The following is a 19,295-nucleotide window of genomic DNA, read 5'->3' as shown; positions in this document are numbered from 1 at the left end:
TCGTTCGGGTGTCGGCTGCTCAGGCGCTGGCGCCGAAGCCGACCTTGCGCGCCGACGACTCGCCGATCTCGACGTAGGCGAGCCGGTCGGCGGGCACGAGCACCCGGCGGCCCTTCTCGTCCGTCAGGGACAGCAGCTTGGACGTGCCCGACAGCGCGTCGGCGATGGCCCGCTCGACGTCCTCCGGGTTGTCCGTGCTCTCCAGCACCAGCTCCCGAGCGGCGTGCTGTACGCCGATCTTGATCTCCACGGCTGTCCCTCCGGCCTTGAAACTCTGGAGATCGGCGCCGCGACGACCGCGGGCCGTACCTACCCCAGCAGGCTAGTCGAGAGCCGGGGTCACCGAACGCCATGACGGGTACGCCCAACGCGAACGCCGGACGGGAACAAGATCGCCCCCGCGCCCGTACGCGCAGGTCGTCCGCGGCTTCGAGCGGGTCAGTGCGGCGGGTCGTCCTTGCGCGGGAAACGGGAGATGCCGCGCCAGGACAGCGACGAGACCAGCAGCGAGGCGGCGTCGCGCGGGATGGTCGCGCCGCGTGCGATCCAGTAGCGCGCGGTGACCTGCGCCATGCCGGTCAGGCCGATCGCCAGCAGCATCGATTCCTCCTGGCCCAGCCCGGTGTCCTCGGCGATGATCTTGCTGACCGCCTCGGCGCACATCTCGCTGACCCGCTCCACGCGTTCGCGTACGGCGCTCTCGTTGGTCAGGTCGGACTCGAAGACCAGTCGGAAGGCACCGCCGTCGTCGTCCACGAAGGCGAAGTAGGCGTCGACCGTGGCGGCCACCCGGAACTTGTTGTCGTGCGTCGACTCCAGCGCCCGCTGCACCGCCGCGAACAGGGACTCGCAGTGCTGGTCGAGCAGCGCCAGATACAGCTCCAGCTTGCCGGGGAAGTGCTGGTACAGCACGGGCTTGCTGACGCCGGCGCATTCGGCGATGTCGTCCATCGCGGCCGCGTGGTAGCCCTGCTTGACGAAGACTTCCTGGGCGGCGCCGAGGAGTTGCGTCCTGCGCGCGAGCCGGGGCAGCCGGGTACCGCGAGGACGGGGATCCGCATCCTGGATGGCTGTCACGGGGCTCCTCAAGGTGTCGCTCAACGTGTCGCGGACGCCGGATGATCGGGTGATCCGGCGGGTTTCTCCACCACGTCATCCTACTTTCGGGTAACCCAGGGCGTAAGTTTCGTGGCGCAACGAAACAGGATCCCGCGCTTCCGGTAATCCTCGCAAGGGGGCGCGAGAGGTGCGCGGAAGGCCGTCGCAAGCCCCGCGGCGCCGCTTCCGAAGCGGGGCTCAGCGATAGTCGTCGTCCTGCGAGTGTCCGACCCCGCGGCGCTGCTCGGTCGCGTCCGCGGGATCCACGCCGTCGGGCACCGACTCCCACACCGGGTCGCCCGCACCGTCGTCCGCCTCCACCGGGGTGTGTTGTTCCACCACGTCGGGCACCGGAATCTCGGGGTCTCGGGTCGTGTCGTCGGAAACTGCGGCGTCACCGACGGTGACGTCTTCGAACTCGGGGGTCTCGTCGATTCCGTCCATACGGCCTCCCTGCCCGTGCGGTGCGCCGCCATGCGGCGTTCCCGCAAGTCCATGATCCGCCTCGGTCCCGTTGCCGCACTTTCGGTATCGATGTCGAAACGTGATGTGGGAAGCGTTTACAGTGACGTCATGAACCAGGGCATAAGAGTCGAGACCACCCCGCGTGACGAAGTCGGTCGAGGCATCCGCCCTTCCGTCCCAGTGATCATCTCGTAATATTGCCCACCGTGACGACCATCAGCCCCGCAAGCGACGCCGACGCAACGCCTTGGCCTGCGCGTACGGTCGAAGTCGCCACCGGCAGTGAGGTCGTGGTGCGCCGCGACGCGCTCCACGATTCCGATCTGCCGCCCGCGATGATGATCCACGGCCTCGGCGGATCCTCGCTGAACTGGACGGAACTGGCCGCCGAACTGCGGTCGGACCTTTCCGTGGAGATGATCGACCTGCCCGGCTTCGGGCATTCGCCGCCGCCGCGGAACGGGGACTACTCGATCTCCGCGCACTGTCGAGCGGTCGAGGGCGCGATCCTGTCGCTGCGCAAGGGCCCGGTGCACCTGTTCGGCAATTCGATGGGCGGCGCGGTGGCCACTCGGCTCGCCTCCCGCCGGCCGGACCTGGTCCGCACGCTGACGCTGATCTCGCCCGCGCTGCCGGACCTGCGGGTGCGCCCGTCGGTGTTGCCGACGGCGGCTCTGGGGGTGCCCGGTGTGGGCCGCGCGCTGCTGCGGCTCAGCCGCAACATGACGCCCGAGGATCGCACTCGGATGTCGATCGCGATGATGTACGGAAACCCGGACGCGGTCGGCGAGAAGGCCTTCGCGGATGCCGCGGCCGAGTACCGGCGCCGGCTCGAACTCCCGTACATGATGGACGCGTTCTCGCAGTCGACCCGGTCGGTCATCGGGGCCTACCTGGAGCGCGGCGAGCGGGCGCTGTGGCGGCAGGCGGCCGACGTGCGGGCGTCGACGCTGCTCGTCTACGGACGCCGGGACAGGCTGGTCGACGCGCGCATGGCCAAGCGTGCGACCGAGACCTTCCCGGACGCCCGACTGCTGGTGGTGCCCGACTCCGGGCACGTGGCCATGCTCGAACACCCCCGCGTGGTGGCCCGGGGTTTCCGCGAACTTCTCGACGGGGCCCTCTCGCCGTCGAACGTGGTGGGGTGAACGCAGACTCATGGGACGTCACTCGGGAACGCAGACGAGCGTGCAGTACGACGGTGAGGGCCTGCCGGACGACGCGCTCTCCGGCGGTTACGCGGCGGTGCCGCAACAGGTCGCGTACGGGCAGGTCCACCAGGACGGCCGGGGCGGCGATTGGACCGGCACCTCGTACGGCGGCGGCTGTTCCGAGCAGGACACCGGCTACCACGGCTACCCCGTGGAGCCCGGCTACGGCGGTTACCCGGCCGCGCAGCAGCACACCGCCGGCTACGGGTACGACGGCGGGCAACAGCACGGCTGGGAGCACCCCGCGCCCGAGACCGGCTCCGGCACCTGGGCGGCGACCGGCACGATGCCCGGCGAGCCCGCGCACTGGGACGACCCGCTGGAGCCGTACGGCGCGCAGACCGGCTCGGTCGGCTACGCCCCGGACGTGTTCCGCACCGACGGCCCGGGCACCGACACGTTCGGCGTCGACGCCTTCGGCAACGGCGCCCTGCACACCGGCTCGTTCGTCACCGGCACGTTCGGCACGGACGGCTTCGGCACGGACACCTTCGGCACGGACGCCTTCGGGGCCGATGCCTTCGGCGCGGATGCCTACTCCGGCGGCTACCCGGCGGTGAACCCCGGGCACGACCCGTACGCCGCGAACGGCCGTCCCGACGGGATGCACGCGATCGCCGAGGCGCCCGCCGCGCCGTCGTACGACACCACCACGTTCGAGCCGCAGAGCTTCGTCGGCTACGGATACGACGCCTCGGGCGGCTACCCGGCGGTGGTTCCGGTCGAGGATCCGCTCGCGGACGCGCTGTACGAGCTGCCCGCCGAGCCGGAGCCGGCGATCGGTCCCGGGGCGGGGCAGTATCCGATGGAGTCCGAGCCGTGGGCCGCGTCGGCCCCCGAACTCGACCTGGAACAGCTCTCGTTCGCCACCGAGCCGACCGACGACATCCCGGGGCCCAGGCACTCGGCCGAGGAGTCGGAGCACGGCTTCGAGCCGGACACCGGGGGCGTCCCGCCCAGGGGCCGCGCGCAGACCCGCAAGGCCAACCGGCCCGCGCCGCGCAAGGGGCGGCGCACCCTGGTCGCGGCGAGCGGCGCGGTCGTCACCGGTGCGGTACTCGCCGGCGCGGTCGTGCTCCAGATGCCCGACGAGGGCTCCTCCAGCCAGGCGTCCGGCGACGACCAGGCCGCACCGGGCGGGGCCACCAGGCCCACCGACCAGGCCGCGTCGCGGGGCTCGGAACGGGACCCGGTCACCCAGGGCGGCGCCTCCTCGCTGCCGCTGCCCACACCCGCGTCGCCGGTCACCACCGACCAGCTGACCGTGCGCTTCCCGCTCGACCCCAAGCTCGGCCTGAGCGGCAGTTTCGAGACCGTGCCCGGCAAGGAGGCCGCGCCCGGTCCCGGCCGCAAGTACACCTACGCGGTCCAGATCGAGCAGGGTCTGCAACTGGACGGCGAGTTGTTCGCGACGACCGTGCAGAAGACGCTGAACGACAAGCGCAGTTGGTCGAGTGGGGGGCTGACCTTCGAGCGCACCGACGCGTCGAAGGCGGACTTCGTGGTGCGGCTGGCGAGCCCGCAGTCGGTCCACAAGGCGTGCACCCCCATCGTGGGCGACACCAGCGCGGACAACGTCTCGTGCGACGCGTACGGCACCCCGTACGTGATGATCAACGCGTGGCGCTGGGCCCAGGGTTCGACCGCCTACGGCGACGACATCGTCGGCTACCGACAGATGTTGATCAACCACGAGGTCGGTCACCGGCTCGGCCACAACCACGAGAAGTCCTGCGGCGCGGGCGGCATCGGGGACGGCCTCGCCCCGGTGATGATGCAGCAGACCAAGACCCGGGTCGCGAGCGAGGGCGCGATGAAGGGCGAGACCTGCGAGGCCAACCCGTGGCCGTACCCGTCGGGCAAGTTCACCAAGTAGCCCGATCCGCACCCGCCGGGCCGCCCGGAAGGCGCCCGGCGCGCCCCGTCGTGGGTGAATCTCACGGACCGGACCCGATGCCCGGGAATCGGGACGAGCGTGGCACTGTTGCGATAGGAAAAGAGCCGAGATAGACAGTCCGACCATCGGAGTTTCCGTGTCGCAGCTACCACCCCTGGTCGAGCCGGCCCCCGAGCTGACCGTCGACGAGGTCCGTCGTTATTCGCGCCACCTGATCATCCCCGACGTCGGGATGGACGGGCAGAAGCGGCTGAAGAACGCCAAGGTGCTCTGTGTGGGCGCCGGTGGCCTGGGGTCCCCGGCGCTGATGTACCTCGCTGCGGCAGGCGTCGGCACGCTCGGCATCGTCGAGTTCGACACCGTGGACGAGTCGAACCTGCAGCGCCAGATCATCCACGGACAGAGCGACATCGGGCGCTCCAAGGCGGAGTCCGCGCGTGACTCGGTCAAGGAGATCAACCCGTACACCGAGGTCGTCCTGCACGAAGAGCGGCTCGAGGCCGACAACGTGATGGAGATCTTCGGGCAGTACGACCTGATCGTCGACGGCACGGACAACTTCGCCACCCGGTATCTGGTCAACGACGCCTGCGTGCTGCTGAACAAGCCGTACGTGTGGGGTTCGATCTACCGCTTCGACGGCCAGGCCAGCGTGTTCTGGTCCGAGCACGGCCCGTGCTACCGCTGCCTGTACCCGGAGCCCCCGCCGCCCGGGATGGTGCCCTCGTGCGCCGAGGGCGGCGTGCTCGGCGTGCTGTGCGCGTCGATCGGGTCGATCCAGGTCAACGAGGCGATCAAGCTGCTGATGGGCATCGGCGAGCCGCTGGTCGGTCGGCTGATGATCTACGACGCGCTGGAGATGACCTACCGCACGGTCAAGGTCCGCAAGGACCCCGAGTGCGCGGTCTGCGGGAAGAACCCGACGGTCACCGAGCTGATCGACTACGAGGCGTTCTGCGGTGTGGTCTCCGAGGAGGCCCAGGAGGCCGCGCTCGGTTCGACCATCACCCCGCGGCAGCTCAAGGAGTGGCTGGACGCCGACGAGAACATCGACCTGATCGACGTTCGCGAGCCGGGCGAGTACGAGATCGTCAAGATCCCGGGTTCGCGGCTGATCCCCAAGAACGAGTTCCTGATGGGCCGTGCCCTGGAGGACCTGCCGCAGGACCGGCGCATCGTGCTCAACTGCAAGACGGGCGTGCGCTCGGCCGAGGTGCTGGCGGTGCTCAAGAGCGCGGGGTTCGCCGACGCGGTCCACGTCGGCGGCGGCGTGATCGGATGGGTCAACCAGATCGAGCCGGAGAAGCCGGTCTACTAGTCCTCGGGGCCGGACGGCCGGGCATCGACCCGGCCTTCGGCCGAGGTGTCCTCGAACGCCGGGCGGGCCGATTTTCGGCCCGCCCGGCGTGTTTTCGCCTGCTTCGGCCGTATCGCCCGGCTTCGGCTGCGGAAACGGCGCCGGCCTGTGCGGGCGGGACGGTGCTCAGATCGCCTGTTTGCGTTGCAGGTGGGCGAAGGCGAGCCAGCCCGGCAGGACCGGCAGCCAGAAGGTCAGGAAGCGGTAGAGCAGGACGGCCGCCGTCGCGGTCTCGAACGGCAGGCGTGCGGTGCTGGTCAGGCCCGCGATCAGGGCCGCCTCGACCGCGCCGATGCCGCCCGGGGTGGGTGCGGCCGAGCCGATCGCGTTGCCGGCCAGGAAGACCACCGCGATCGCGGCGAAGTTGGCCGAGCCGCCGAAGGCCCGCACGCTGGCGTCCAGGCACAGGATGAAGGACAGCGTGAGCAACACCGTGCCGCCCAGCCCGGCCGCGAGCTTGGTCGGCGTCTGGAGCACGTCCAGCAGTCGCGGCACGATGCCCGAGAACAGCTGGCGCAGTTGCTTGACGATCCAGCGCCGCAGTGGCGGTACGGCCATCACCAACAGGATCAACAGGGCCAGGACCAACAGGCCCGCGATCACCGCGCCGGACGGCGCGAAGGACGGCGTCTCGGCGGTGCCGGCGATGTAGCCGAAGAAGGCCAGCAGGCCGACGTGGAAGACCAGGCCGCCCAACTGCGACACGCCCACGCTCGCGGCGGCCAGGGTGGGCGGGATGCCCGCCTTCTGCAGATAGCGCGTGTTCAGCGCGACACCGCTGACCGCCGGGGGCGCGACCAGCTTCACGAACGAACCGGCGAGCTGGACCATGGTCGTGCGAAACAGCGACAGCCGTTCCGGGACGAAGCCGAGCAACATCAGCGCCGCACACACGTAGCTCAGCGAGGAGGCCAGCAGGCCGATCGCCGCCCAGCCCCAGTTCGCGCTGTTGAAGATCTCGCCCAGGTCGACGTGGCTGAGCTGGGACAGCAGGAAGTAGCCCGCGAACGCACTGGCGACCACGGTGACCAGGGTGCGGGCCCGGACCCGCTCCAGCCGGACCGGCTCGACCTCGGCCTGCGGGCGCAGCTCCAGGATCTGCTCGCGGATCCGGGAGAGCAGGTTCTTGTCCTTGCGCAGCACCGAGCGGGTGCTGCGGCTGAGCGCGACCTTTTGCAACAGCGGCAGGCAGGCCGCGACGGTGTCCGCGCCGAGCACCTCCGCGGCGGTGTGCACGGCGCGTTCCTCGCCCACCCGCAGGGCGATGGTGGTGAGCAGTTGCGCGGTGTCGATCCGCAGCGCCAGATCGCTCGACGCGATCTCGCCGGCCCGCAGGTCCACCAGCCACGGCTGGCCGGTGCCGTCCACCAGGATGCTCTCGGCCACCAGCCGCCGATGGGTGAGCCGATGCGCCTGGAGCAGGCCGAGCAGCTCCCACAGCCGGGCCAGGAGCTCGTCGGTGAGTTCGTCGTCGTCGAGGGTGTCGAGGGTACGGCCGGGCACGTGCGCGTAGGCGAGCAGCGCGGCGTCCGGGCCGACCTCGGTGGTGGCCACCAGGCGCGGCGCACGCACTCCCGCATCCGCGCACGCGTAGGCCATCAGCGACTCCTGCTCCAGCGCGCGGCGCGTGGACAGCACGGTGCGGCGCTGGGTGACCCCGCGCAGCACGAGTCGACGATAGAAGCGATAGATCGCCCCGGAAGCCTGCTGGTCCCGGTCGAGCACGGTCACGTCCAGCAGCCGCTCGTCGGCCAGCCGGACCGCGTAGCGGCGGGTCTCCTCGGGGCCGTCGTCGGTGCGTACGCAGGACAGCGCGACCAGGCCGAACCGGCGCAGCGCGGCGACCACCGACTCGGCCGGCGGTCGGGTGTTGGGCAGTCCGACCGCGTACAGCGTCGCGTAGGCGATGGTGCGGCCGAACAGCACGCTGGTGAGCAGCGCGACGGGCGTGGTGTAGCCGCCGACCAGCACGGTCGCCGCGTTCAGCAGGAGCAGCGTCCACACCACGAGTTGCCAGCGGGGCCGGCGGACCAGGCCGACCGCGGTGACGTAGGCGACGATCGGCGCGAGGTAGCCGTGCACCGGGTCGGTCCAGCCGCTCTGCGGCAGCGGCAGCGGGCGGGTCAGCGCGTCGCGCAGCGCCTCGGGGCCGGGGCCGGTGATCCACCAGTCCAGGCCGAGCGAGGCCAGGTAGGTCACCGCGGCGGCGATCACTCCGTCGGCCACCCGCAACCCGTCCCGGCTGACCAGGCGTTCGATGCCGTAGGCCACCGGCACCACGAGCACCGCGACCGCGAACACCCCGCCGGAGAGGTTGAGCAGCAGGTGCGGTGTGCTGTTCTGGGCACCGCGGACGATGTCCGACTCCAGGCCGGAGGTGGTCTGTCGGGCGATGCTGGCGAGAAAGAAGACGACGCCGAGGGCGAGCACACCGAGCAGGACTCGGATCAAATCGGACGATCGGTGCACACGCAGCGGTTGTGAGGGCTCGACTACGAGGGCGCGCCCGTTCCCGGGGGCACCCGCTGCGATCGTTCCGTCATGCTCTCGTATCACCCGTCACCACCGCGTCGATCGTGCCACGACCCGCGCCCGGGATTGCGCCCGGCCGCGCCGAAGTGCGACCGAAAGGGGTTCGGCCCCGCGCCGGCCCCGTGTCCGAGCACTCTGTCACCATGTGCGGATGAGTGACCCTAACCCCTTCGCCGAGCGGGTTCTCGACCTGGTCGAGCGCATCCCGCCCGGGCGGGTGATGGCCTACGGGGACGTCGCCGAGGCCCTCCAGGAAGGCGGCCCCCGACAGGTCGGCCGCGTGATGGCCCTGTACGGCGGTGGGGTGCCGTGGTGGCGGGTGGTGCGCGCGGACGGCTCGTTGCCGTCGAGCCACGCGGTGCGCGCGCCCGGGCACTACCGGGCCGAGGGCACGCCGCTGCGTTCCGGCGGCGAGCGGGTGGACATGGGGCGGGCGCGCTGGGTGCCGGAGTCCCACGAGGTGCCCGCCGACGGGGAACTTCCGCCGATCTCCTGACAGTCGGGCGCGGCTCGGGCCACAGTGGTCGCGTCCTGATACGGCAGTGCGCTCCCGTGTGCTTCCGGGGCGATCGGGCCGGGTGTGATCTGATGGGCTTCGGCCGCGCCCTGCCGACCGGGGCGCGGCCGACCCACCCGGACCCACCGCGACCGGGTCTGCGATCCGCTCGTCGCCGGCCCGGCCCCCATGCACACACCAGGATTCGACGGCGACCCGAAGGCACTTTCGGCCAGATGACCACCCCGACCCCGGCATACCGGCTGCGGCGCACTCCCGTGGCCCCGCCCGCGCCCGTGATCCCCGACGACTACCAGCGCGCCGTCGTCGAGCACCGGGGCGGGCCGCTGCTCGTGCTGGCCGGTCCCGGCACGGGCAAGACCACCGTGCTCGTGGAGGCGGTCGCCGCCCGGGTGGCGCGTGGGATCCGGCCGGAGGAGATCCTGGTCCTGACCTTCGGTCGCAAGGCGGCGGGCGAACTGCGCGACCGGCTGACCGCGCGGCTGCGCGCCGCCGGGGCGCGGACCGCGGCGGTGCCGACCGCGACCACGTTCCACTCGTTCTGCTACGCGCTGGTGCGCGAGCATCAGCCGGCCGAGCTGTTCAGCTATCCGCTGCGTCTGCTCACCGGTCCCGAGCAGGACGTGTTCGTCCGCGAACTGCTCGCGGGCGGGGTCGAGGAGGGCAGCCAGAGCTGGCCCGCCGAGTTGCGCGCGGCGGTCGGCACCCGCGGGTTCGCGGACGAGGTGCGCGCGGTGATCGCCCGCAGCCGCGAACTCGGCCTCGACCCGGACGCGCTGGCCCGATTCGCCCGGGACACCGGGCGCCGGGACTGGCGGGCGGCGGCCGACTTCCTCGCCGAGTACCTGGACGTGATCGACGCGCAGGGCGTGGTCGACTACGCGGAACTGGTGCACCGCGCGGTGCTGCTCGCCGAACAACCGGAGACCGCGCAGGTGTTGCGCGGGCGCTACAAGGCGGTGTTCGTCGACGAGTACCAGGACACCGACCCGGCGCAGGTGCGGCTGCTCGCGGCGCTGGCCGGGGACGGCCGGGACCTGATCGCGGTGGGCGACCCGGACCAGTCCATCTACGCGTTCCGCGGCGCCGACGTGAACGGCATCCTCGACTTCCCGCACCGTTTCCCGCGGGCCGACGGCGAGCCCGCCGACATCGTCGTGCTGCGCACCTCGCGCCGCGCGCCGGCCGGGTTGCTGGCCGCGTCGCGGGTGGTCACCCAGCGCATGCCGCTGAGCCGGCTGCCCGGCGACCGGGTACGCGCGCACCGCGAGTTGATCCCGTCGGTGTCGGGCGCCGAGGACCCGAGCCGGGTCGAGGTGTACACGTACCCCACGCCCGGTGCCGAGCTGGACAACACCGCCGACATCCTGCGCCGCGCGCACCTGGAGGACGGGGTGCCGTGGGGGCAGATGGCCGTGCTGGTGCGCTCCGGTGCCCGCTCGATCCCGGGCCTGCGGCGGGCGCTGTCGGCCGCCGGCGTGCCGTTGGAGATCGCCGGCGACGAGTTGCCGATCGCGGCCGAGCAGGCGGTGTCGCCGCTGCTCACCGCGCTGCACGTGGCGGCGGAGCCGAGCGTGCTGGACGCGGAGACCGCGCGCGCGTTGTTGCAGTCCCCGCTGGGCGGCCTGGACGCGGGCGATCTGCGGCTGCTGGGGCGGGCGTTGCGGGCCGAGGAGCGGGCCGCCTCCGGCGCCGCGGTGACCGGCACCCGGCCCTCCGCCGAGTTGATCCGGGACGCGCTGGCCGAGCCCGGGCAACTGGTCGGGATAGAACAGCGGGTCGGCGGCGGGGCGTTGCGGCTGGGCATGCTGATCCGCAAGGCGCGCGAGGTGCTGGCGGGCGGTGGGAGCACCGAGGACGCGCTGTGGGAGTTGTGGCAGGGCACGCCGTGGCCGGGCCGGCTGGAGCGGGCGGTGCTGCGCGGCGGTACCGCCGGGCGCAATGCGGACCGCGACCTGGACGCGGTGGTGGCGCTGTTCGAGGTGGCCGCCAAGGCCGAGGAGCGGGCCGGCCACCGGGGCGCGCTGAACTTCCTGGCCGAGCTCAAGGCCCAGCAGATCCCCGGCGACCGGCTCGACGACAGCGCGCTGCGCGGCGAGTCGGTGCGGTTGCTGACCGCGCACCGGGCCAAGGGCCTGCAGTGGCGTCTGGTGGTGGTGCACGGGGTGCAGGAGGGGCTGTGGCCGGACCTGCGCCGCCGCGGCTCGCTGCTGGAGGCGGACCGGATCGGCTCGGACGGGCTGGCCGAGCCGCTGTCGCCGGGGGCGCTGCTGGCCGAGGAGCGGCGATTGTTCTACGTCGCGGTCACCCGGGCCAGGGAGCGGCTGGTGGTGACCGCGGTCGACTCCAGCTACGACGACGGCGATCAGCCCTCGCGGTTCCTGGAGGAGCTGGGCGTGCCGCCGGTGGAGGTCAAGGAGCGGCCCAGGCGTCCGCTGTCCACCTCCGCGCTGGTGGCCGAGCTGCGTTCGGCGGCGGTGGATCCGCTGGCCCCGGCCGTGCTGCGCCGGGCCGCCGCGCGCCGGTTGGCCGCGCTCGCGGATCTGCGTGACGACGAGGGGCATCCGCTGGTCCCGGCGGCGCATCCGGACCGGTGGTGGGGGTTGGTGGAGCCGACCGACCCCGGGGTGCCGATCCGGGATCCGGGCAGCGCGGTGCGGTTGTCCGGCAGTTCGGTGGCCAAGGTGCGCGACTGCGCGCTGAGCTGGTTCCTGGGCAGCGAGGTGCACGCCGACTCGCCGCGCTCGGCGGCGCTGGGCTTCGGCAACGTGGTGCACGCGCTCGCGGACGAGGTGGGCACGGGCGCCACCTCGGCGGAGCTGCCGGTGCTGATGGACCGGCTCGATCGGGTCTGGGATGCGTTGGCGTTCGATGCGCCGTGGCAGTCCGAGCAGCAGAAGGACGAGGCCAGGACCGCGCTGGAGCGGTTCCTGTCCTGGCACACCCACGAGCGGCACCGGGTGGTCGCGGCGACCGAGCACGGCTTCGAGGTCGAGCTCACCGCGGGCGAGTACCGGGTGGTCATCCGGGGGTCGATGGACCGGGTCGAGCGGGGCGAGGACGGGCTCGCGTACGTGGTGGACTTCAAGACCGGGCGCCGGCCGCCGACGCGGAGCGAGATCGAGGAGCATCCGCAGCTCGCGGTGTACCAGGTCGCGGTGGCCGCCGGTGCGCTCGACGAGGTGCCCGGTTTCGAGGGCGGCAGGCCGGCGTCCGGCGGTGCCGAGTTGATCCAGTTGCGTTCGCCCGACAAGGGGGACACCGAGCAGCCGCTGGTGCTGGCCCAGGACCCGCCGCTGCCCGGACCGGACGGCGGTACGTGGGTGGGTGGCCTGCTCGCCGACGTGGCCGGTCGGATCCTCGGCGAGCGGTTCACCCCGAGCACGGGCTCGCACTGCGACCGGTGCGACTTCCGCAGGTGTTGCAGCGCACGTCCGGAGGGACGGATGACGGTCGACTAGCCGGTATCCCGGCCGGTTTCGATGCACCCTTCCGTCGGAATTTCCCCGTGAAACCCCACATATCGGGGCGGTTGATCATGCTTTCTTTGCCATAGCCATACTCGTGCGGAAGCAACTCCAGTCCCCGAATCGCAAGGAGTTTCGTGCGCACTTCACGCATGGCCATGATCGTTCCCGTCGTTGCCCTCGCCTTCGCCGGCCTGACCGCCTGTGGCGGCTCGGACGAGAAGTCGAACGCCGGCACCGACGCCAAGGTGTTGGCCGACGAGGCGCAGAAGCTGCTCAAGTCGGTCGCCGACTACAAGATGGTCGGCGGCGGGCAGGACGAGGAGACCAAAATCGAGTGGGACCTGTGCATCCGCAACGGTGCGGACGTGCAGGGCAAGATGGTCATCGACGGCAACCCGGTCGAGATGATCGTCGTCGGCAAGGACCAGTACATGAAGGCCGACGCCGCGTTCTGGAAGAAGTCGATGGGCGAGAGCGTCCCGCCCGCCGTCCTGGACGGGGTCGTGGCGAAGCTGGCCGGCAAGTACATGAAGACCCCGGTCGAGGACGACGACTCGTTCGCGAACATGACCGACTTCTTCGACGGCTCCACCGACGGGGTGACCAAGGGCGAGCCGGTCAAGATCGACGGCGCCAAGGTGATCCCGCTCAGCAAGAAGGACGACGAGGGCGAGACGACCACCCTCTACGTCCAGGAGAAGGGCAAGCCCTACCCGTTCATGGTCAAGTCGGAGGGCAAGGGCAACGCCACGATGAAGTTCACCAAGGGCAAGAGCAAGTGCGAGCCCACCGCGCCCGCCGAGTCGGTGACCCAGGAAGACTTCAAGCGGTTGTCCCAGGACGCCTGATCGACCGCACGAACGCGGCCCCACCCGGCGACCGTCCCTGTCGCCGGGTGGGGCCGATGCCGTGGCCGGCCACCGTCGGGTGTCCGGCCACGGCACTACTGTTCCTCCGGTGCACGCCGTACTGACCGACCCGGACGACCTGTGTCGCCTCCTAGGGATCCCCTTCACGCCCGAGCAGCTGGACGCCGTGCTCGCACCGTTGGCCCCCGGGGTGATCGTGGCCGGCGCCGGATCCGGCAAGACCACGGTGATGACCGCCCGCGTGGTGTGGCTGGTGGGAACCGGCGCGGTGCGCCCCGACCAGGTGCTCGGCCTCACCTTCACCAACAAGGCGGCCGGCGAGCTGGCACAGCGGGTGCGCAAGGCGATCGGGCAACTGCGCGGCGGCGAGATCCCGGCCGACGAGGACGCGGGCGAACCGACCGTGTCCACCTACCACGCGTTCGCGGGCCGGCTGCTCCAGGAGCACGGCCTGCGGATCGGGCTGGAGCCCTCGGCCCGACTGCTCGCCGACGCGACCCGCTACCAGCTCGCGGCCCGGGCCGCGCGTACCGCCCGCGGACCCTTCCCCACCCTGACCGGCCGGCTGCCGGACGTGGTGGCCTCGGTCCTGCACCTGGGCGGCGAACTCGCCGAACACCTGGTGTCCCCCGAGCGACTCCAGGAATGGGACCGGGCCTTCATCGCCGACGTCGAGGCCGCCGCCAAGCCCTCCGCCGCCGCGCGCAAGGCCGCCGACGCGGCCCGGAACCGGCTCGACCTGACCCGGCTGGTGGACGCGTACGGGCACGCCAAGAGCAGCCGCGACCTGCTCGACTTCGGCGACCAGATCGCCTACGCGGCCCGGATCGCGGGGGAGCGGCCCGAGGTCGGCGAGATCCTGCGGGACACCTACCGGGTCGTGCTCCTGGACGAGTACCAGGACACCTCGGTGGCCCAACGCGTGCTGCTGCAGGGGCTGTTCGGGCACGGCCACCCGGTCACGGCGGTCGGTGACCCGTGCCAGGCCATCTACGGCTGGCGCGGTGCCTCGGTCGCCAACATCCACGACTTCCCGGTGCACTTCCCGGACCGCGACGGCGCCCCCGCGGCCCGCTACGCGTTGTCCGAGAACCGGCGCAGCGGTGGCCGGATCCTGACCTTCGCCAACGACCTCTCCGCGCCGCTGCGCACCCCGGAGAGCGGGGTGGAGGCGCTGCGCCCGGGCCCCGGCGCGGAACACGAGGGGTGGGCGGTCGCCGCGCTGCTGCCCACCCACGGTGCGGAGATCGACTGGCTCGCGGACCGGATCAAGACCGCGATCGGCACCGTCCTGGACAAGGACGGCGATCCGATCACCCCCGGCGACGTCGCCGTGCTCGCCCGCACCGCGGCCGACTTCGCGGACATCCACGCGGCCCTGGTGCGGCGGGACATCCCGGTCGAGGTGGTCGGCCTGTCCGGGCTGCTGCACCTGCCCGAGGTGGCCGACCTGGTGGCCGTGTGCGAGGTGCTCGACGAGCCCACCGCCAACTCCGCGCTGGTGCGCCTGTTGACCGGCCCGCGCTGGCGGATCGGCCCGCGCGACCTGGCCCTGCTGGGTCGCCGGGCGGCCGAACTGGTCCGGGTCGAGCGGGCCGGCGCCGACGACGCGGACGCGCGCCTGGAGGAGGCGGTGGCCGGAATCGACCCCACCGAGGTGGTCTCGCTCTCCGACGCGCTCGCCGACCCGGGCGAGGAGTACGCGTTCTCGGCCGAGGCGCGCCGCCGGTTCGCCAGGTTGGCCACCGAGATCCGCGACCTGCGCCGGCACCTGGGCGAACCGCTGATGGACCTGCTGCACCGGGTGCTCGCCGGGACCGGCCTGGAGGTCGAGCTGTCCGCGTCGCCCGGCGCACTGGCCGCCCGCCGCCGGGAGACGCTGCACGCCTTCCTGGACGTCGCGGCCGGTTTCGCCGACCTGGACGGCGATCCCTCGCTCACCGCGTTCCTCGCCTTCCTGCGCACCGCCGCCGAACACGACAAGGGCCTGGACGGGAGCCTGCCCACGGCCGGCGACTCGGTGAAGGTGCTCACCGCGCACAAGTCCAAGGGCCTGGAGTGGGAGGTGGTCGCGGTTCCCGGGCTGATCGAGGGCGTCTTCCCGAGCGTGCGTACGCAGAGCAAGTGGATCACCAACGGCAAGGCGCTGCCGCACCCGCTGCGCGGTGACGCGGACGCGCTCGCGGTGTTGCCCGACCTGACGCCCAAGGGCTTCAAGGCGTTCGACGCCTCGATGCGCGAGCATCAGGCGACCGAGGAACTGCGGCTGGGCTACGTGACCTTCACCCGGCCCAAGCAGTTGCTGATCGCGTCCGGACACTGGTGGGGGCCCACCCAGAAGAAGCCGCGCGGGCCGTCCGAGTTCCTCACCCGCCTGCACGAGCACTGCCTGGCCGGCAACGGCACCGTCGAGGTCTGGACACCCGAGCCCGCCGAACCGGTCAATCCGTATCTCGCGGACACCGTCGAGCACGCCTGGCCGCTGCCGCTGGACGCGACCGCGCTGGTGGAGCGCCGCCGGGCGGCCGACGCGGTGCTCGCCGAGCTCGCCCGGCGCGAGGCGGCCCGACGGGTCGACCACGCGGTGCAACATCCCTCGGTCGAGCCCGAAGCGGGGTCCGGGGCCGGGCCCGAGCACCGGTCCGGGTCCGCGGACGAGCCCGGCTTCGGATCGGTCGACGACGAGCAGGTGCCGGTCGAGGTCTACGACACCTACGTCCCGGCGGACCCGGAGCAGGACGCGCCGCCGCCCGAGGACGACCCCGGGCCGCCCGACCACGAGCAGCCCACGCGCGAGCCCGAGGACGTCCGCGGGCACGACGAGGTACGCGAGCCCGAGGACGTACGCGAGCCCGAGGACGTCCGCGGGCACGACGACGCGCGTGCGCCCGCGGATCCGCGCGGGCACTCGGCCGAGGGCCGCGGCCGCTCCGACGAGGTGCGCGCCGGGCACCCCCCGGTCGAAGGCCCCGCGGCCGGCGCCGCCTTCGAGCCCACGCCGGACGAGCTGGCCCTGATCGAGTCGTGGGATCGCGACCTGGTCCGGTTGGCCGAGGAACTGCGCCGCGGTCGATCCGGGGTGCGCGAGGTGCCGCTGCCCGCGACGTTGTCCGCGTCCCAGATGTTGCGCCTGTCCAACGACCCGGACGGACTCGCGCGCGAGCTGGCCCGGCCGATGCCGCGTCCGCCCGCCCCCGCGGCCCGGCGCGGCACCCGCTTCCACGCGTGGGTCGAGTCGCTGTTCGGCGAGCGCCCGCTGCTCGAACCCGACGACCTGCCGGGCGCGGCCGACGAGGAGATCACCGACGAGGCCGACCTGCTCGCGCTCCAGGAGGCGTTCCTGCGCACGCCCTACGCGCAGCGCGCCCCGTACCGGGTGGAGGCACCCTTTCAGCTCTTTCTCGGCGGTCGGATCGTGCGCGGTCGGATCGACGCGGTCTACCGCGAGGGCGAGGGCTTCGAGGTGGTCGACTGGAAGACCAACCGGGTGCAGAACGCGGACCCGCTCCAGCTCGCGGTCTACCGGTTGGCCTGGGCCGAATACGCCGACGTGCCGATCGAGGAGGTCTCGGCCGCGTTCCTGTACGTGCGCACCGGGGAACTCGTCCGGCCCAGGGGACTGCCGGGCCGCGACGAATTGGAACAGTTGTTCACAGAAGCCGACGAATCGGGTCGGGACCGAGGTCCTTGATCCGCGCGAAACCCGGATCGGGGGACGATGGGCCCGATGCGGCCGGTTTCCGACGCTCGTATGGTTTATGGAAATCGGCAGTACGGCGAACTTCGACGGGACGGGAAACGGCACCGGTGCGCGGAACAGCACAGACGAGACGGGCACTGCGGCTCGTCGGCGTTGCGGGCGACCGTCCCCTGCTGCCGGTGATCGGCCTGTTCCTGCGCCTGTTGCCGTTCCTGGTGATCTTCGCGGTCGTGGTGCTGGCCGCCGCGACGCCGGAGGACGTGCACGTGGGACCGCTGCTCGCGGTCGCGCCCGCGCTGTCCGGGCTTACCCAGACGGTGCCGCGCGGACCGTTGATCACCGGCGCGGTGGCGGCCGTGGTGGCGGTGGCGCTGGCCGCCCTCGGCCAGGGCCGAGGCGGCGGCGAGCCCTTCATCACGCTCGTCTCGATCGCGTTGGTGACCACCACCGCGTGGGCCGGCGTGCATGTGCGGATGCGCCAGGAGCGCACCATCGAGGAGGTGCGCAGCGTCGCCGAGGCGGCCCAGGAGGTGCTGCTGCCCCAGGTTCCCAGGAGCATGGGCCACCTCACCGTCGGCGTGCGCTACCGCGCGGCGGCGGCCGAGGCGCGGATCGGCGGGGACCTGTACGAGGTGGTGCCGACCCCGTTCGGCGTCCGGGTCGCGATCGGGGACGTGCGCGGCAAGGGACTCGGCGCGGTGCGGACCGCCGCGGCGGTGCTCAGCGCGTTCCGCGAGGCCGCGTACGAGGAGCCGGACCTGCCGGGCGTGGCCCGACGGCTCTCGGCCAGCCTGGAGCGTCGACTCGGCGAGGACGACGAGGAGTTCGTCACGCTGATCCTGCTCGGCTTCCCGGGCGACGGCGCCTGCGTGGACATCCTCAACTGCGGCCACCCCGCGCCGCTGCTGCTGCGCGGCGTGCACGCCGAGCCGCTGGATCCGCCGGCCCCGACGCCGCCGCTGGGCATCCTGGACCTGCGCAAGCTGGAGCTGCCCGTACTGCGGGTGCCGCTGCTGCCCGAGGACCGGCTGCTGCTCTACACGGACGGGATCATCGAGGCGCGCAACCCGGCCGGCGAGTTCTACCCGCTCCCGGACCGCGCGCCGGACAGCCTGCCCGGAGTCGAGGACACCCTGGACCGGCTGGAGGCCGACGTGCAGCGGCACGTGGGCCATCCGCTCCAGGACGACGCGGCGATGGTGCTGCTGCGCTACCGGCCCGTGCTCGCCCGACAGGACGGGCTGCGCGGGGAGCGGCTGACCGCCTGAGCGCCGCCGTCCCGCTCAGCCGACCTCCAGCTCCACCACGAGCGCGCAGTGGTCCGACACGCCCAACCGGACCGCCTCGGTGCGCCGGACCGCCTCGGGGCCGATGCCGTGCCCGAGCACGTGGTCGAATTGCACCCGCGGGCGATACGAGGGATACGTGGGCACCCGGGCCAGCGAGCGCCAGCGCACCGCACCGGCACCCCGCCCGCGCCGACCCACCACCGCCTGCGGGATGCGCCCGGGCAGGTTGAAGTCGCCGAGCAGCAGCTGCGGACCGGGCAGGTCGGCGGTGGAGCGGCGGATCCGGGCGAGCTGCGAGATGTTCCAGCCGGGTACGAAGGACAGGTGCGCCGCCAGCACCGTGAACGGTCCGTGCGGCCCCTCCACGACCGCCGCGAGCACGCCGCGGGGCTCGTCCGGGACGCGGGTCAGGCCCGGCCGGCCCTGGACCCGCAGCGGCAGGCTCAGCGGCGCCGCCGGGAAGCGCCGGACCCGCCAGCGCGAGACCGGCAGCCGGGACAGCAGGGCGATGCCGTATCCGGGCCCGCCCTCGCCACGCTCGCCATCCGCGTACACGCGACGCTCGCCCGGCACCGGTTCGTCCTCGGTCCACCCCGACACCGGCGCGGGCACGCCGTGCACCGACGCCAGGAAGCGCCACTGCGACATGCCCAGCGCGTCGGCCGCGATCGCCGCCTGGTCCGCGCCACCCGAGCGTTGTTGATGCCGGTCCACCTCCTGGAGGGCCACGATGTCGGCGTCGAGGTCGGCCAGCGCGGCGCGCAGCCGCTCCGGATCGGACTCGCCGTCGGCCAGATCCATACCGTGCAGGAGATTGAAGGTCGCGATCCGCAGCGTCGTCATCGACCGACGGTAACCCCGGCGGGCTCACGAGCGTGGGCCGATCGCCG

At 72.4% G+C, this 19,295-nt stretch carries 13 protein-coding genes; 8 read left to right on the top strand and 5 right to left on the bottom strand.

The genetic code is table 11. From position 1 onward, the window contains the following. Positions 1–19: 19 nt before the first annotated feature. From ACFZBU_RS21375 to ACFZBU_RS21365, 3 genes are all read right to left on the bottom strand, one after another. Positions 20–250, bottom strand: coding sequence for a DUF3107 domain-containing protein (locus ACFZBU_RS21375; RefSeq protein ID WP_391585209.1), 231 nt, complete (start codon positions 248–250; stop codon positions 20–22). 188 nt (positions 251–438) lie between these two features. Continuing rightward, positions 439–1,077 carry a TetR/AcrR family transcriptional regulator gene (locus ACFZBU_RS21370; protein WP_391585208.1) on the bottom strand — a complete coding sequence of 213 codons (639 nt, stop codon included), beginning with the start codon at positions 1,075–1,077 and terminating at the stop codon, positions 439–441. 219 nt (positions 1,078–1,296) lie between these two features. Further along, on the bottom strand, positions 1,297–1,542 hold the full coding sequence (locus tag ACFZBU_RS21365) for a hypothetical protein (RefSeq protein ID WP_391585207.1): 246 nt from the start codon (positions 1,540–1,542) through the stop codon (positions 1,297–1,299). A 311-nt stretch (positions 1,543–1,853) separates the two neighbouring features. On the opposite strand from ACFZBU_RS21365, the gene ACFZBU_RS21360 reads away from it, so the two are divergent. The 3 genes from ACFZBU_RS21360 to moeZ all read left to right on the top strand — a co-directional run bounded on the left by ACFZBU_RS21360 (position 1,854) and on the right by moeZ (position 5,989). Then, the gene (locus tag ACFZBU_RS21360) at positions 1,854–2,711 is read left to right on the top strand and encodes an alpha/beta fold hydrolase (protein ID WP_391585525.1); all 858 of its coding nucleotides are present in this window, start codon (positions 1,854–1,856) and stop codon (positions 2,709–2,711) included. Positions 2,712–2,721: 10 nt separating this feature from the next. Further along, positions 2,722–4,650: a DUF3152 domain-containing protein gene (locus ACFZBU_RS21355; RefSeq protein ID WP_391585206.1), complete on the top strand. Its 1,929-nt coding sequence runs from the start codon at positions 2,722–2,724 to the stop codon at positions 4,648–4,650. A gap of 157 nt (positions 4,651–4,807) precedes the next feature. Next, positions 4,808–5,989, top strand: a complete 1,182-nt coding sequence (gene moeZ, locus ACFZBU_RS21350; protein WP_391585205.1) for an adenylyltransferase/sulfurtransferase MoeZ — start codon at positions 4,808–4,810, stop codon at positions 5,987–5,989. Between the two features lie 165 nt (positions 5,990–6,154). Here moeZ and ACFZBU_RS21345 read toward each other — a convergent pair whose 3' ends face one another. Then, positions 6,155–8,479, bottom strand: coding sequence for a YbhN family protein (locus ACFZBU_RS21345; protein WP_391585204.1), 2,325 nt, complete (start codon positions 8,477–8,479; stop codon positions 6,155–6,157). Positions 8,480–8,711: 232 nt separating this feature from the next. Here ACFZBU_RS21345 and ACFZBU_RS21340 point away from each other — a divergent pair, with 232 nt between their 5' ends. The 5 genes from ACFZBU_RS21340 to ACFZBU_RS21320 all read left to right on the top strand — a co-directional run bounded on the left by ACFZBU_RS21340 (position 8,712) and on the right by ACFZBU_RS21320 (position 18,384). Then, entirely contained in the window at positions 8,712–9,056 is a 345-nt protein-coding gene (locus tag ACFZBU_RS21340) for an MGMT family protein (RefSeq protein WP_391585203.1), read from the top strand. Between the two features lie 236 nt (positions 9,057–9,292). Then, complete coding sequence (locus ACFZBU_RS21335) at positions 9,293–12,538, top strand: ATP-dependent helicase (RefSeq protein WP_391585202.1); 3,246 nt, start codon at positions 9,293–9,295, stop codon at positions 12,536–12,538. Between the two features lie 143 nt (positions 12,539–12,681). Beyond that, the gene (locus ACFZBU_RS21330) at positions 12,682–13,395 is read left to right on the top strand and encodes a hypothetical protein (RefSeq protein WP_391585201.1); all 714 of its coding nucleotides are present in this window, start codon (positions 12,682–12,684) and stop codon (positions 13,393–13,395) included. Positions 13,396–13,504: 109 nt separating this feature from the next. Then, entirely contained in the window at positions 13,505–17,107 is a 3,603-nt protein-coding gene (locus tag ACFZBU_RS21325; RefSeq protein WP_391585200.1) for a UvrD-helicase domain-containing protein, read from the top strand. 116 nt (positions 17,108–17,223) lie between these two features. Continuing rightward, positions 17,224–18,384, top strand: a complete 1,161-nt coding sequence (locus ACFZBU_RS21320; protein WP_391585199.1) for a PP2C family protein-serine/threonine phosphatase — start codon at positions 17,224–17,226, stop codon at positions 18,382–18,384. Positions 18,385–18,399: 15 nt separating this feature from the next. Here ACFZBU_RS21320 and ACFZBU_RS21315 read toward each other — a convergent pair whose 3' ends face one another. Then, positions 18,400–19,248 carry an endonuclease/exonuclease/phosphatase family protein gene (locus ACFZBU_RS21315; protein ID WP_391585198.1) on the bottom strand — a complete coding sequence of 283 codons (849 nt, stop codon included), beginning with the start codon at positions 19,246–19,248 and terminating at the stop codon, positions 18,400–18,402. Positions 19,249–19,295 lie beyond the last annotated feature (47 nt).

Origin of the sequence: Embleya sp. NPDC008237 (genome assembly GCF_042956465.1) — a bacterium.
GTDB lineage: Bacteria > Actinomycetota > Actinomycetes > Streptomycetales > Streptomycetaceae > Embleya.
The sequence above is the reverse complement of the archived record's forward strand: the minus strand, read 5'-3'. Positions and strand labels throughout refer to the sequence as shown.

What these genes read in the sequence shown, in the direction of transcription:
- ACFZBU_RS21315 (WP_391585198.1), bottom strand. Translation starts at nt 19,248, where the DNA reads ATGACGACGCTGCGGATCGCGACCTTCAATCTCCTGCACGGTATGGAT.
- ACFZBU_RS21340 (WP_391585203.1), top strand. Translation starts at nt 8,712, where the DNA reads ATGAGTGACCCTAACCCCTTCGCCGAGCGGGTTCTCGACCTGGTCGAG.
- ACFZBU_RS21335 (WP_391585202.1), top strand. Translation starts at nt 9,293, where the DNA reads ATGACCACCCCGACCCCGGCATACCGGCTGCGGCGCACTCCCGTGGCC.
- ACFZBU_RS21355 (WP_391585206.1), top strand. Translation starts at nt 2,722, where the DNA reads ATGGGACGTCACTCGGGAACGCAGACGAGCGTGCAGTACGACGGTGAG.
- ACFZBU_RS21365 (WP_391585207.1), bottom strand. Translation starts at nt 1,542, where the DNA reads ATGGACGGAATCGACGAGACCCCCGAGTTCGAAGACGTCACCGTCGGT.